General features: G+C 65.2%; 13 protein-coding genes. 4 read left to right on the forward strand and 9 right to left on the reverse strand.

Annotation, left to right across the window (positions count from 1 at the left end; genetic code table 11):
• Positions 1–36 precede the first annotated feature (36 nt).
• Positions 37–786, forward strand: a complete 750-nt coding sequence (locus tag M1E01_RS15195; protein ID WP_457972392.1) for an ArsR/SmtB family transcription factor — start codon at positions 37–39, stop codon at positions 784–786.
• Between the two features lie 143 nt (positions 787–929).
• The gene (locus tag M1E01_RS15200; protein ID WP_457972393.1) at positions 930–2,126 is read left to right on the forward strand and encodes a TerC family protein; all 1,197 of its coding nucleotides are present in this window, start codon (positions 930–932) and stop codon (positions 2,124–2,126) included.
• A 417-nt stretch (positions 2,127–2,543) separates the two neighbouring features.
• On the opposite strand, the gene eda is transcribed toward M1E01_RS15200, so the two are convergent.
• The 6 genes from eda to M1E01_RS15230 form a co-directional block, all read right to left on the reverse strand.
• Positions 2,544–3,170: a bifunctional 4-hydroxy-2-oxoglutarate aldolase/2-dehydro-3-deoxy-phosphogluconate aldolase gene (eda, locus tag M1E01_RS15205; RefSeq protein WP_457972395.1), complete on the reverse strand. Its 627-nt coding sequence runs from the start codon at positions 3,168–3,170 to the stop codon at positions 2,544–2,546.
• Positions 3,163–4,578 (reverse strand): mannitol dehydrogenase family protein, encoded by a 1,416-nt coding sequence (locus M1E01_RS15210; RefSeq protein ID WP_457972396.1) that lies wholly within the window; start codon positions 4,576–4,578, stop codon positions 3,163–3,165. The genes eda and M1E01_RS15210 overlap by 8 nt, the downstream gene beginning before the upstream one ends.
• 38 nt (positions 4,579–4,616) lie before the next feature.
• On the reverse strand, positions 4,617–5,567 hold the full coding sequence (locus M1E01_RS15215; RefSeq protein WP_457974985.1) for a PfkB family carbohydrate kinase: 951 nt from the start codon (positions 5,565–5,567) through the stop codon (positions 4,617–4,619).
• Between the two features lie 62 nt (positions 5,568–5,629).
• Entirely contained in the window at positions 5,630–6,841 is a 1,212-nt protein-coding gene (manD, locus tag M1E01_RS15220; RefSeq protein ID WP_457972397.1) for a D-mannonate dehydratase ManD, read from the reverse strand.
• Entirely contained in the window at positions 6,723–7,991 is a 1,269-nt protein-coding gene (locus M1E01_RS15225; protein WP_457972398.1) for an L-idonate 5-dehydrogenase, read from the reverse strand. Before M1E01_RS15225 ends, manD begins: the two co-directional genes overlap by 119 nt.
• Positions 7,988–9,370, reverse strand: a complete 1,383-nt coding sequence (locus tag M1E01_RS15230; protein ID WP_457972399.1) for an MFS transporter — start codon at positions 9,368–9,370, stop codon at positions 7,988–7,990. Before M1E01_RS15230 ends, M1E01_RS15225 begins: the two co-directional genes overlap by 4 nt.
• Before the next feature lie 184 nt (positions 9,371–9,554).
• Here M1E01_RS15230 and M1E01_RS15235 point away from each other — a divergent pair, with 184 nt between their 5' ends.
• On the forward strand, positions 9,555–10,286 hold the full coding sequence (locus M1E01_RS15235; protein ID WP_457972400.1) for a GntR family transcriptional regulator: 732 nt from the start codon (positions 9,555–9,557) through the stop codon (positions 10,284–10,286).
• Between the two features lie 74 nt (positions 10,287–10,360).
• Here M1E01_RS15235 and M1E01_RS15240 read toward each other — a convergent pair whose 3' ends face one another.
• Entirely contained in the window at positions 10,361–10,957 is a 597-nt protein-coding gene (locus M1E01_RS15240) for a YceI family protein (protein WP_457972401.1), read from the reverse strand.
• Positions 10,958–11,470: 513 nt separating this feature from the next.
• Here M1E01_RS15240 and M1E01_RS15245 point away from each other — a divergent pair.
• A complete protein-coding gene (locus M1E01_RS15245; protein WP_457972402.1) occupies positions 11,471–12,244 on the forward strand; it encodes an HNH endonuclease family protein in 774 nt (257 codons plus the stop codon).
• 50 nt (positions 12,245–12,294) lie between these two features.
• Here M1E01_RS15245 and M1E01_RS15250 read toward each other — a convergent pair whose 3' ends face one another.
• On the reverse strand, positions 12,295–12,600 hold the full coding sequence (locus M1E01_RS15250; RefSeq protein WP_457972403.1) for a hypothetical protein: 306 nt from the start codon (positions 12,598–12,600) through the stop codon (positions 12,295–12,297).
• A gap of 197 nt (positions 12,601–12,797) precedes the next feature.
• Positions 12,798–14,009 carry a formaldehyde dehydrogenase, glutathione-independent gene (gene fdhA / locus M1E01_RS15255; RefSeq protein ID WP_457972404.1) on the reverse strand — a complete coding sequence of 404 codons (1,212 nt, stop codon included), beginning with the start codon at positions 14,007–14,009 and terminating at the stop codon, positions 12,798–12,800.
• Positions 14,010–14,153 lie beyond the last annotated feature (144 nt).

A 14,153-nucleotide genomic window follows, 5' to 3' on the forward strand; every position in this document is an offset into this window, starting at 1 on the left:
TTGACACGTGACCGAATGGTCACCTATTCTTGGTGTGTGGACGCGGTATTCAAGGCCCTGGCGGATCCCATCCGCAGAGAACTGCTGGACGAGCTGTTCCGTGAGGACGGCCAAACGCTTCGCGCCTTGGAAGCACATTTCGAGATCACCCGCTTCGGCGTCATGAAGCACCTCAAGATACTGGAAGAGGCAGGCCTGGTGGTGACCCGCCGTCGTGGTCGGGAAAAACTGCACTTCCTTAATCCGGTGCCCATCAGGCTCGTCCACGACCGCTGGGTGAGCAAATACGCAGAACCATGGGCCGCTGGCCTCAGCGACCTCAAATCCAGATTGGAAAGTCCCATGGAAAAAATTTTCGAGATCTACATCAAGACCACGCCGGAACGGCTCTGGGAAGCAATCACGGACAGCGAGATCCGCAGCAAGTACCAGTTTGGCGTGCACGTCACCTCGGACTGGACGCCTGGCTCCCGGTTTGAGATGGCTCCCGACGGCGGTTCTCCCCTTGGCGAGGGCGAGAACCTTGAGGTGGACCCGCCACGGCGGCTCGTGCAGACCATGCGCGCACTGTGGGGCGATGACGTCAAGGCCGAGGGCACCTCACGGGTCACGTGGGAGATCGAACAGGTGGAAGACTCCTGCCGCCTGACAGTCACGCACGACCAGCTGCGCGAGGGTGCCAACGAGCAGCTGTACGGCGGCTGGCCAATGATCCTGTCCGGCCTGAAAACCTGGCTCGAGACCGGGCAGAAGCTCACCACCCCGGGGTCCCTGATGTACACCTGACGCTTTCCCCTGGGACTTCGTGCGGGACCCGCACGCCCTTCGGTAGGGTAAGCCCTAGTACCGATGCGGCGTTGCGGGTTCGTCAAGCCGGCTGAGCCCTCTCACTGCATGCGACTTCGTTCACCTGGAAAGAGGCACGCAGCATGGAAGTCCCCCTCATGATCTGGATCGCGACCGTAGCCGGAATCCTGGGCCTGCTGGCCTTTGACTTCTTCTTCCACGTCCGGAAAGCGCACACCCCCAAGCTCAAAGAATCCGCCGTCTGGTCCGCCCTTTACGTGGGCGTCGCCCTCGTGTTCGGCGTGGCCGTCTGGATCTTCGGCGGGCCCACGATGGGCACGGAGTACTTCGCCGGCTACGTCACCGAGAAAGCCCTCTCGGTAGACAACCTGTTCGTCTTCCTCATCATCATGGCCAGCTTCAGGGTGCCACGCAAAGACCAGCAGAAGGTGCTGCTGTTCGGCATCGTGTTCTCGCTGATCGCCCGCACGGGGTTCATCTTCCTCGGCGCCGCCCTCATCAACAGCTTCGCCTGGGTGTTCTACATTTTCGGCCTCATCCTGCTCATCACCGCCGGCAACCTGCTCCGGCCCAACGGACACGATGACAGCAGCGAAGGCCTCGTGGTCCGTCTCGCGAGGAAGTTCCTGCCAGCCACCGAGCATTACGACGGCGACAAGCTCTTCACGATGGTGGACGGCAAGAAGGTCCTCACCCCGATGCTCCTGGTGATGGTGGCCATCGGCGGCACCGACATCCTGTTCGCCCTCGATTCCATTCCGGCGATCTTCGGCCTGACCCAAAACGTGTACATCGTCTTCACCGCCACGGTCTTCTCGCTCCTGGGCCTGCGCCAACTGTTCTTCCTCATCGACGAATTGCTGGACCGCCTCATCTATCTCTCGTACGGCCTCGCCGCCATCCTCGGCTTCATCGGCGTCAAGCTCATCCTGCATGCACTCCACGAGAACAACCTGCCGTTCATCAACGACGGCGAACACGTGAACGTCGTCGAAATCAGCACCGGCACCTCGCTGACGGTGATCCTCGGCGTCCTTCTTGTCACCGTCATGGGGTCGGTCCTGAGCCCGAAGGGCAAGGCCAAGAACATGATCTCCGGCGCCAAGCGCCACGCCACCGAGTACGTGGACCTCAACTACGAAACGGACATCGCCGAGCGCGAGGTGATCTTCAACAAGATGGTCCGCGAGGAGTCCGAACTCAAGAAGCTGCCGGAGAAGTACAAGCGGCTTATCCGCAACGAAACCGAGTTCATGAACCTGCTCCGCCAGGCCCACAACGAGCACGACGAAGCCCTCGACCGGGCCAACGGGCGGTAAGTCTTTGAAGCACCGAGGGTCCAAAGCACAGAGGTCTTACCACACAGAGGGCGGCAACCTTGCGGTTGCCGCCCTCTGTGTGGCTTAGCTCGAGGTCGTTTTGGCCTCAGGCTCAGTGCTTTCTGAGCAGGTTGCGGAGCCTGTCACCCAGGTGGGCTCCCGCACCATGGCTCATGCCGGTTCCCGTTCCGGTAGCCCTTGGACGGGCAGGGCGCGCAGCGCCGCCAGCGGCACCGGTCCGCCCACTAAGACGTTCTGCGGCATTCCTGATCTTGTGTCCCAAATTCATGGTGAACTCCTCAGTTCAGATTGCGGCTTTTCAGTCGGTGACCGTAGATGGTCCGGTCCTTTCCGACTCTACGCGCGTCTCTGGAGCATGGCTACGGGGTGTTGCGCCCGGGCGTGTTGTCCCCATGATCACCCCGCGAGACCGGTGGCCTCCCGCGCCAGCGCCTCGATCTGCGCCCAGTCTTCGGCCTCGACAACGCCCCGCGGCGTGAGCCAGCTGCCGCCGACGCAGGAGACGTTCGGCAGTTTCAGGTAGTCCTGAGCGGTGGCCAAACTGATGCCTCCGGTGGGGCAGAACTGTACGTTCGGGAGGGGCGCGCCGATCGCGGCCAGGTAATTCGGGCCTCCGGCGGGACCGGCCGGGAAGAACTTCATCGCCTCCAGCCCGCGCTCCGCAACCGCCATCACCTCACCCACCGTGGCCACACCGGGCAGTACCGGGACGTCCAGCGCCAGCATGTGGTCCAGCAGCGTCGGGGTGACGCCCGGGCTCACGAGGAACTGGGCGCCCGCGGACACGGCGGCGTCGGCCTGGCCCGGGGTGAGGATGGTGCCGGCGCCCAAGAGGATGTCCGGCACCTCATTGGCGATGAGCTTCAGCGAGGTGAGTGCGCTGTCGGTCCGCAGCGTCAGCTCGATAATCCGGACGCCGCCGTCGGCCAGCGCCCGGGCCACCGGAACCGCATGCCGCGGGTCCTCGATAGTGACCACGGGGATCACCGGGGAAACGTGCAGGATGCCCGTTGCGTCAGCCATGGTTGATCTCATTTCTCAGGCCGTCCAGCCCGTGGTTGTCGATGATGCGGTACCAATGCGTGAGCAGCGCGGCGAAGCGGACGTCTGCCGCCAGGGCGGCGTCGAAGATGCTGCGGCACCCGAGCAGGGCGGGTACAACACTCTCGGCGCTGCGCGTCCCGGGCAGGGCTGCGTGCAGTTCCTCCGCGAGGGGGTCGTTCAGCTCCGCGACAGGCGTGGTGGCGACGTGGCGCATCCACGCCGCGACGGCAAGCACTGCCCATCTGGGTTCCCGTCCGGCGTCGAGATTTCCGCGGACCGTACTCAGCAGCCGCAACCCGATCTTTTGCGAACCGTCGCTGCCCACCTTCGCGGTGGTGTGCCCGAGGGCGGGGTTGGCGAAGCGGGCCAGCACCTGGGCGCAGTAGTCGTCCGCGTCCAGACCCTCAGGCAGTGTGATGGTGGGAAGGACGTCCTCGTCCATCATGCGCCTTGCCGCAGTGAAGAACGGCTCCTCCCCCACCGCGTCGCTGATGGTTTCCTTCCCCGCGACCAGGCCGAGGTACGCCAACAGCGAGTGGCTCGCGTTCAGCAAGCGCAGCTTGGCCGCCTCCCATGCAGCAACGTCGGAGCTGAACAGCGCCCCGGCGTCCTCCCAGCGCGGCCGTCCGGCGGCGAAGTTGTCCTCGATGACCCACTGCATGAACGGCTCGGCCACCACGGCGGCCTCGTCCCGCAGCCCCAGTTCGCGTTCGACGGCGTCCAGGTCATCCGCCGTCGTGGCCGGAACCATCCGGTCCACCATGGTGTTGGGGAAGGTGACGTTGGCGTCCAGCCAGGCCAGCAGTTGCCCGGCTTCCTCGGCCGGCAGGGCAGTGGCAAAGGCGCGGACCAGCTTGCCGGTGAGGTCACCGTTGCCCGGCAGGTTGTCGCAGGACAGCACGGTGATCGGGCCGGCGCCGGTGCGCGCCCGCTGCTGCAGTCCCCGGACAATCTGCCCGATGGCCGTCTGTGGTGCCTGCCCCGAAAGGTCGGCGCGCACCTGCGGGTCCCCGGTGTTCAGGGTCCCGGTCTGGGGATCGATCCGGTAGCCCTTCTCGGTGACGGTGAGCGTGACGATCCTGGTTGTCTCAGCGGCGATCCAATTCACCACTGCTTCTGGATTGTCCCGCCCCGAGACGGCCCCGACTATGCTCGAGACCACGCGCGGCGGCGCGGCACTTTGGCCCCGTTCGGCCACGGTGAAGAGTCCGTCCTGCGGCGCGAGCTGCCTGGCCACGGTGTCCGAGCGCTGGGTGACGCCGATGATCCCCCACTCCAGGTCGCCGGTGGCCAGCATCGCCTTCTCGGTGAACACGGCCGTGTGGGCGCGGGCGAACGCGCCCAGGCCGAGGTGGACAATTCCGGGGCGCAGTGTCTCCCGCTGCAACAGGGCCTGGTGGCCGCTGGCAGCGAGGGAGGCGGCGTTTAGGCGTGCGATGACAGGGCTCCTTCCGTGGCCTTGGTTGAGCCGGCCCCGGCGTGGGCGCGCGTCTGCTCGAACGTGGGAATGAAGCCGGTCCCGCCCTTGCCCCCCACCACGAGGGATGCTGCTGCAGCGCCGTAACGTGCGGCGGCCGGGAAGCTGTCGCCCAGCACGAGCCGGGCGGCCAGTGTACCTACAAAAGCGTCGCCGGCTCCGGTCTGGTCCACCACAGAAGGGGCAGGGATGGCCTCGATCCAGGACTCTGCAGAACCGTCTGCCAGTTCTCCGTCCAGCTGGACACCCTCAGCTCCGCAGGTCACCGCCACATTGGCAGCGCCCAGGCTGCGGAGTTTGGCCGCGGCCTCCTCGGGCGAGGACGTGGCCAGCAGCGCGGACGTTTCGCCGGGGAAGGACGGCGTGACCAGGAAAGCCTGCCGCGCGAGTTTGGTGAGCACCGCCGTCGCACTCTCCGCGGAAGTGAGCCGGGGCCGGAAGTTGGGGTCAAAGACAAACCGCTTTGCCACGCCGGCTGCCTTGAGGACCGCGGCCCGGGCGGATTCCGAGATGGCACAGGCAATCCCTCCGGCGATGACGGCACCTGCGGACGAGAAGATGCCTTCGTCGACGTCGTCCGGGCCCAGTGTGGAGCCGACGCTGCCGCTGCGGGCGTAGGAGAACTCGCGCTGCCCGTCGGGGTCGCAGTGCACCAGGTACACGCCCTGCTGGCCCGTCCGGAACTTGAGCAATCCGGTGGAGATGCCGAGTTCGGCAATCCGGGCGGCGATCGCCTTGCCGAGGTCGTCGTCGGGCAGTACGGACAGCAGCCCCACGCGGGCGCCGGCGGCGGCAGCGGCAGCCGCGACGTTCAGCGCATCCCCGGAGATGCCGAGCTGCGCTGGCACGCCGTGCCCGAACGCGACGTCGGTGGCCACCTCTACGAGGATCTCCCCCATCACGATGACGTCGAACGGCCGGAACTCGGTTTCGGACGTTGCGGTTTCGTGCACTGCGTCATTCACCAGTCATGCACCGACCCGTCGAGGCGGCGGTTGATGGGCAGGTACTTGGGGTCGAACGGGAATGCGGCCGCGGCTTCCTCGTTGAACTCCACGCCGAGGCCGGGTGCATCGCCGGGGTGCATATAGCCGTCGGTGAAGGTGTAGGAGGTCGTGAAGACTTCGTTGGCGGGATCGCGGTGGCCCATGTACTCCTGGATGCCGAAGTTCGGGATGCTCATGTCCACGTGCAGCGCCGCAGCGAAGGACACCGGCGACAGGTCGCCCGCGCCGTGCGAGCCCGAGCGGACGCCGTACAGGTCCGCCAGCGAGAAGATGCGGCGCAGATGCGTGATGCCGCCGGAGTGCGAGACCGAGGTGCGGATGTAGTCAATCAGCCGCTCGGTGATCAGCTGCTGGCAGTCCCAGATCGAGTTGAACACCTCGCCGACCGCGATCGGCGTCGTGGTGTGCTGGCGGATCAGGCGGAACGCCGACTGGTCCTCCGCCGGCGTTGGATCTTCGATCCAGAACGGCCGGTACTGCTCCAGCGAGGAGCCCAGCCGGCCGGCCTCGATCGGCGTCAGCCGGTGGTGCACGTCGTGCAGCACGTGCACGCCGTAGCCGAACTGTTCGCGCACGTGCGCCATCATCCTTGGTGCGAAGTCCAGGTAAGCGGTGGTCTCCCACACGTCCTCCTGGGGGATGTTGCCGCTCGCGGGCTCGTACGTCTTCCCGTCCACGGGTGCGATGCCGTACGTCTTCTCCAGCCCCGGCACAGCGGCCTGCGCCCGGATGGCCTTGTAGCCGAGGTCCAGGTGGTGCTGGAAGTCAGCGCTGAGGTCCTCCAGCGAGGAGCCGCTGGCGTGGCCATAGACCATGACGCCCTCGCGGGCGGCACCGCCAAGCAGCTCGTACACCGGCATAACGGCGGTCTTGCCCTTGATGTCCCACAGCGCGACGTCGATCGCGGCGATCGCGGTCATGGTCACCGGCCCGCGGCGCCAGTAAGCGCCCTTGTAAAAATACTGCCACGTGTCCTCGATGCGGCGGGCATCCCGGCCGATCAACAGTGGGCAAAGGTGCTCGGACAGGTAAGACGCCACAGCCAGCTCACGGCCGTTGAGCGTGGCGTCGCCGATGCCGGTAATGCCGTCCTCGGTTTCGATAACGAGGGTGACGTAATTCCGTCCTGGCGACGAAACGACTACCCGTGCGTCGGTGATCTTCACTGGTTGGTCCTTCAAAAGTGTGCGGGAGGTGTGCAAGTAGGTAGGAGCAGGTGCCGTTGTGAACGCTCAAACGACACCTGCTGCCAGTCAGGCGTGCCGGGTGCGGGGCATGGCGGCGGTCAGTGGGAGCCGAGGCGGAGCATGACCTTGCTGCTGTCGGCGGCTGGATCAGCGGCGGTCCGCATGGCTTCCGCAGCCTGGTCGATACCGAACGTTGGGTGATCACCGGGGAAACGTCGAGGCCTTCGGCCATGGCGCGGAGGGCATCGGTGATTTCGTCCACGAACCGGTACGAGCCGATCCACGTGATTTCCCTGGTCACCAGGTCTCCAAGCGCCGCCGGGGCCGGGCCGCCGGGCAGGTTACCGACCTGAACGATGGTTCCGCCGCGGGCCGTGGCCCGCAGGACTCCGCCCAACACCGCCGGGATGCCGGTGGCTTCAAACACCAGTTCCATGTCCTCCGGCAGGCTCCCGCCGTCAGAGACGTTCAGGACCTCGTCGGCGCCCATCGCCTTGGCGATGCGCAGCGACGCGTCGTTGATGTCCGTCGCGATGACGCTCCTGGCGCCGGCATACTTTACCGCGGCCACCACCAGCGAGCCGATCGGCCCGGCGCCGTTCACGAGCACGTCGCGGCCAGCGAGCGAACCCGCCCGGCCTGCGGCGTGGAGGGCGACGGCGAGCGGTTCGGCGAGCGCGCCATGAAGGGTGTCGACGCCGTCAGGCAGCGGCCGGATCTGGGAGGCCCTGGCGAGCTTGCGCTCGCTGAAGCCGCCGTCCGTGTGCGGATCAAACGCGGCGGAGCCGAAGTACCTGATCTGGGGGTAGAGGTTGGTTCTGCCCTTGATGCGCTCCGGCATGATGCCGTCCCCCACCAGTTCCGCAGGGTGTACCGTCACCGGCTGGCCTACGTCGAGGTTTTCCACTCCCTCGCCCAACTGGGCGATCCTGCCGGCAACCTCGTGGCCGAGGACGAGCGGCGACTTCAGCGACGCTGTACCGGAAGCACCGTGGCGCCAGTACGAAAGGTCGGATCCGCAGATGCCGCCCCATTCGACGTCGAGCACTACCTCACCAGGTCCGGCAACGGGCTCGGGACGCTCGTCGATGCGCAGATCGTTGGGTCCGTGGACAACGACGGCTTTCATACAGCGTCCTCGAGGCGGACCATGTCGCGGCCGCGGACCTCGGGGCCCACGAAGGCCGAGATCAGGGTGATCAGAGAATAGGCGATGACCATCGCGGCCAAGGGCCACCAGTGGCCGGTGATAGCGGTGAGGGTCGCTGCCAGCAGGGGCCCGATGGCGGTGGCGAGGATGCCGCCGATTTCCTTGGCCAGGGCGAGCTGGGTGAAGCGGGTGCGGGCTCCGAAGAACTCGGCCATTGTGACACTCTCCATGGCGAAGAGGCTCAGCACGCCCAGGTTGAGTCCGATGACCATGGCGATGGTGATCAGGACAGTGTTGCCGCTGGTGACCATCAGCAGCATGGGGATCGCGAACAGTGCAGTAAGGGAGCTCAGCGCCAGGTAGAGCGGCCGGCGGCCGAAGCGGTCACCGAGGATGCCCATCACGGGGATGGTCAGGAAGCCAAGCAGCGAGCCATACATAATGGCGGTGGTGCCCACGCTCTTGTCCACCAGAAGGACGGTGGCGAGGTAGCCCACCAGGAATGTCTGGATCAGGCCGGAGTTGCCTGCCTGGCCGAAGCGCAGGCCGAGGGTGATGAGGAAGGCCTTGCCCTTGCGCTGGTGCAGGGCGGCCTCGATGGTGCTGGTCTCTGCCAGTTCCTCCGCAGCGGCAATTTCGCGCTTGGACAGTGCAACGCCGTTGACGACGTCGGCACGCTCTTCGAAGACGGGGCTTTCCTTGACGTGATGGCGGACCCAGACTGCGAAGATCATCAGCACGAAGCTGAACAGGAACGGGATGCGCCAGCCCCAGCTCAGCAAGTCTTCCTCGGAGAGGGTGGACACCAGGATTGCCCAGATCGCGGAGGCCGCCAGAGTGCCGGAGTTGGTTCCGAGGCACACGAGGGAAGAGATGAGGCCGCGGCGGCGGGCGGGAGCGAACTCGGCCAGCATCACGGTTGCGCCCGCAATCTCAGCACCTGCCCCGAAGCCCTGGGCCAGGCGCAGCGCCACCAGCATGATGGGGGCCCAGATGCCGATCATGGCATAGGTCGGAAGGATGCCGATCAGCGTCGTGGATGCACCCATCAGGGCGATAGTGATGAAAAGGACCTTCTTGCGGCCGATCCTGTCACCCATGCGGCCGAAGTAGACGGCTCCCGCAAGGCGGGCAACGTAGCCCACGCCGTAGGTTGCCATGGCGGCGATGAGGCCGATGACCGGGCTGACCTCGGGGAAGAAGAGCTTATTGAACACGATTGCGGCAGCCAGCGAGTACAGCTGGAAGTCCATGAACTCCATGGCCGTTCCCAGCCAGCCGGAAACGGCGACTTTGGCAAGTTCCCGGGTGGGTTTTGCTTCCGGCTTAGTGGTGGGGGGCGCGATGCTCTCGGTCATCAATTGCTCCTTTGCAGGCGATGAAAAAAGGGGGGGTCTGCGAGTTTGCTGGGGATAATTCGAGTGAAGGGGCCGCCCTCCAGGAGTAAGCAGCGTTGAACGCGCGGTGCTGCTTCGGCGGCCTTTCTAGCTACCATACAAGCACTACCATTCTAGTTTGTCAACGATGGCTTAGACTGGATGCATGGCAAGCGGCAAACCCGACAAAGGGCAGTCAGCACGGCTCTCCGTGCGTGACCAGACACTGGAAACCCTCCGGCGCAGGATCATCTCCCTGCAGCTCCCCCCGGGTGAGCCGTTGTCCGAGAACGAACTCGCTCAAGAGCTGGGCGTCAGCCGCACCCCGGTGCGCGAAAGCCTGATCCTGCTGCGGGAGGAAGGATTGGTCCAGGTATTCCCGCAGATCGGCTCGTTCGTATCCCTGGTGGACCTGGGGCGGGTGGCCGAGGCGCAGTTCGTCCGGGAGGCGATCGAATGCGCGTCACTGACTGATCTCAGCGTCGATGCTGCCGGAATCGCCGGCCTCCGGGATATTCTGGCCAGCCAGCGCGACGCCGAAGCTAAAGGCGACGTGGAGGAGTTCTTCCGGCTTGACGAGGACTTCCACCGGGAACTCCTGCGGCTCGCAGGCCATGAATCAGCGTGGACGGCAGTGAACTCCGCTAAGGCTCACCTGGACAGGGCACGGCGGCTGAGCCTCATAGACACCCGTCCGGTTGCCACGCTCATTGAGCAGCACACCGCTGTAGTGGACGCCTTGGAATCCAACAACCTTGCCGCCGCCGACGACTCGCTGCGCGTGCACCTGCGGGGGGTCTTCGAGGACGTCAAGCGGATTCAGGAATCATCCCCGGACCTGTTCTCAGACGGCACAGCGTCCCGTCCGGTCCGCCGAAGCGTGGCGCGGCTGTCGTAGGACAGCCGACGATACCCGGCGTACCGTCGTAGGAAAGCGCTGGTACCCGGCGTACCCCGGAACTCATGTACTGGCTACGGCGCAGCAGTTTCTGTCGCGTCCTGCTGCCCCGGCTCCTGATGCCCCTGGTCCTGCTTGACCAGCGCCGCTTCGAGGTTGATCTTCACCTTGTCACTGACCAGGAACCCGCCGGTTTCCAGGGCGGCGTTCCACGTCAGGCCGAATTCCTTGCGACTGATCTCCGTCTCGGCCGAGAAGCCTGCCCTGGTCGCTCCGAAGGGATCCACGGCCACGCCTGTAAATTCGACCTCCAGCTCGACCGGCTTGGTAATGCCGCGGATAGTGAGGTCGCCGGTGAGAGTGTAATCCTCACCGTCGCCCTCCACGCCGGTGGCCCGGAAGGTCATCTCGGGGAAGTTCTCGACATCAAAGAAGTCCGCTCCCCGCACGTGGGCGTCCCGGTTCGGCTCGCCGGAATCGAAGCTGGCCGTCTTCACCGTGGCATGCAGCGAAGACTCCTTGAGCGAGTCGCGGACATGCGCTGTGGCAGAGGCGTCCGTGAAGCGGCCGCGCACCTTGCTGATGCCGGCGTGCCGGACAGTAAAACCTATGTCGCTGTGGGACATGTCCAGGGTCCAGGTGCCCGGGGTCAGGCCTGCGGGAAGCGTCATCGCGAATCTCCTCCTATGTGAAATGCCAGCTGATCAGTGCGATTTCCACACTTGTTCAGCCCGCGATTGAAGTCAAGGATCCCGGGCTGCCCTTCTGCCCGTCGCACTTTTTCAGCTCCGCACGCTCCTGTTGAGGACTATCGAAAAAAAATTTTAAGGGATGCCTAAAACTCCTAGCTATTTTTCAGGAACCGGGTCTAATCTTGGTTCAGGCCCACCGCATCCCCCAGTTGCTGTGGTCCTGCCGCTAGGAAGGGCCCCGCACTCCGTCAAGGATGTGCGGGGCCCTTCTGCATGTGATCGGCCCTGCGTTTGGTCGACTCCTAGTGTCATCGGCACTGTGTGTAACCGGCTCTGTGCGTAACCGGCTCTGTGTGTAATCGGCAGAGGGGTTCCGCAACATGCCATCGCTCAGGGCCCGCCTTCCCCGGAGCGGCGATCTTCGCCGGTAGGCTCGATGGACGCCAAAACCAATGGACGCACAAAGCCACACGCCACAGGGGCACGACGAGTTTGAATAGAACACCATCGCTACACGACTACTGGACGACGAACGTCAACTGGATAAAGGGCGGCATCGCCGCCGCGGTCATCCTGGCGACCACGGCCTGTGGCGGGTCCATTACCGCGACGCAACAGCCGCCGTCGGACGTTCAGCCGGACGGGACAATCGCAACGGCGGCGCCGGGCGCCGGCCAAGGCTTCAGCCGGGCGCAGGCACGTGCCACTCAGGACCTCCTCGCGACCCTGCCTGTCAAAGGCCGCGCCCCGAAGACCGGCTACGACCGCACCGCTTTCGGCCCCGCCTGGGCGGACACCGACAACAACGGCTGCGACACGCGCAACGATATCCTCGCCCGGGACCTCACGGCGAGGACAACCAAGCCCGGCACCAGGAACTGCGTGATCCTCACGGGCAGGCTGGCGGACCCGTACACCGCCACCACCATCTCCTTTACGCGCGGTGCCAGCACCAGCAGCGAGGTCCAGATCGATCATGTCGTGGCTCTCAGCGACGCCTGGCAGAAGGGTGCGCAGCAGTTGACGAAGGCGCGGCGCACCGCCTTCGCCAACGATCCCCGCAACCTCCTCGCGGTCTCCGGCCCCGCCAACCAGAAAAAGGGTGACGGCGACGCCGCAACCTGGCTGCCCGGCAACAAGGCCTTCCGTTGCGCCTACGTCGCCCGGCAGATTTCGGTCAAGGCCGCTTACAAGCTTTGGGTCACGCGCGCCGAGCACACCGCCATGACCTCGGTTCTGGCCACTTGCGGCGGCGCCCCAGGCTGAGAAACTGTGCCAGGCGGGCAGCTGCCTCTGCCTACTCCGGCAAGTCTGCCCTACTCCGGCAGCTCCGGCTCCTCGCCGACGAACGGATAGTCGTCCTCGTCGCTGCCCGGAGTTCCCAGCGACTGCTCGACAACATCCGCTTCCGTAGCCTTCTCTGCCGAGAGGCCCGGGGCGGGCACGTCCGGCAGGGGCGTGGACACCAGCGGGGTCCGCTGCTCCAGCACGTCCGCCTCCGGTGCGTCCTCGGGCAGGGGATCAAAGTCCTCCCCTCCTGCATCGGGTATGGCCGACAGCCGCTGCTCGACGGCATCAGCTTCCGGTACTTCCATCGGGGTCTCTTCAGGCTGGTTGCTCATCGCTGGCCTCGGTTCTGGCTCGATGTTCGTGGTGGAACAATTCTCCCCACCGGTTCTTCGCGGGTAAACAGCAACACGGAACCAAAACGCGCGGGCCGCCCCGGCCAGCTGCCTGCCGGCCGGCTGCTGATGGCTTCCGCTCGTGCTTGACCCCGCGTCGCTGTCAGTCTCCCTTTGCTACCGCTGTCTGCCCTCCCCTAACTCAAGTAGCCGTTCGGGTCGAGCACGTACTTCGTTGCGGCGCCGGCGTCGAATTCGGCATACCCTTGCGGCGCCTGTTCGAGGGGGATGGGCTTCGCATTGACGTTCTTTGCGATCTGAACCCTGTCGTGCAGGATGGCCATCATCAGCTGCCGGTTGTACTTCATCACCGGACACTGCCCTGTGGTGAAGCTCAGCGACTTTGCCCACCCCGTACCCAAGCTCAGGCTCAACGCGCCTTTCTTCGCGGCCTCGTCAACACCGCCCGGGTCCCCCGTCACGTATAGGCCGGGAATGCCGAGGGCGCCGCCGGCAGCCGTGATGTCCATGAGCGAATTCAGCACCGTGGCCGGAGCTTCCTTGGCGCCCGTACCGTGGCCTTTCGCCTCGAATCCGACGGCATCAACGCCGCAGTCGACCTCAGGCACGCCCAGGATCTGCTCAATCTGCTCGGCCGGACCGCCCTTCGTGAGGTCCACGGTCTCACAACCGAAACTGCGCGCCTGCGCGAGCCGCTCCTCGTTCAGATCGCCGACAATCACGACGGCGGCACCCAACAGCTGCGCGCTCGTCGCCGCAGCAAGCCCGACAGGGCCGGCGCCCGCGACATACACGGTCGACCCGACACCCACCCCGGCGCTGACAGCGCCGTGGAAGCCTGTGGGAAATATATCCGACAGCATTGCCAGGTCAAGGATCTTCTCCATCGCCCGGTCCTTGTCCGGGAATTTGAGCAGGTTCCAGTCGGCATACGGCACCAGCACGTAGTTGGCCTGCCCGCCGATCCAGCCGCCCATGTCCACATAGCCGTAGGCGCTGCCAGGACGGTCCGGGTTCACGTTCAGGCAAATGCCGGTCTTGCGCTCCTTGCAGTTCCGGCACCGGCCGCAGGAGATGTTGAACGGCACCGAACAGAGGTCCCCCACCTTGATGAACTCGACGCCGGGCCCCACCTCCACCACCTCTCCGGTGATCTCATGGCCCAGCACCAAGTCAGTTGGCGCCGTGGTCCGTCCTCGAACCATGTGCTGGTCAGAGCCGCAGATATTTGTAGCGACCGTTTTGAGAATTGCCGCGTGCGGAACGGGACGCCCTACATTGGCCGGATTGACTCCTGGCCCGTCTTTGAGTTCAAAGGTTGGATAGTCAACATCAATGACCTCCACCTTGCCGGGTCCCTTGTAGGCAACGGCTTTGTTCGCTTCCATCTCTTCCTCCTGGCCTCACGGACCCTCACCAGTGAGGGCACGTTGTGATTCATGAAGTGTTGCGATGCTCCCTTCGGGCCGAACAGGCGGCGAGCCGGACGGCGTCGTCGGTGCCCGGCAGCGGAGGGGTGCCGCCAGTCTAGA

Source organism: Arthrobacter sp. D1-17 (assembly GCF_054130535.1).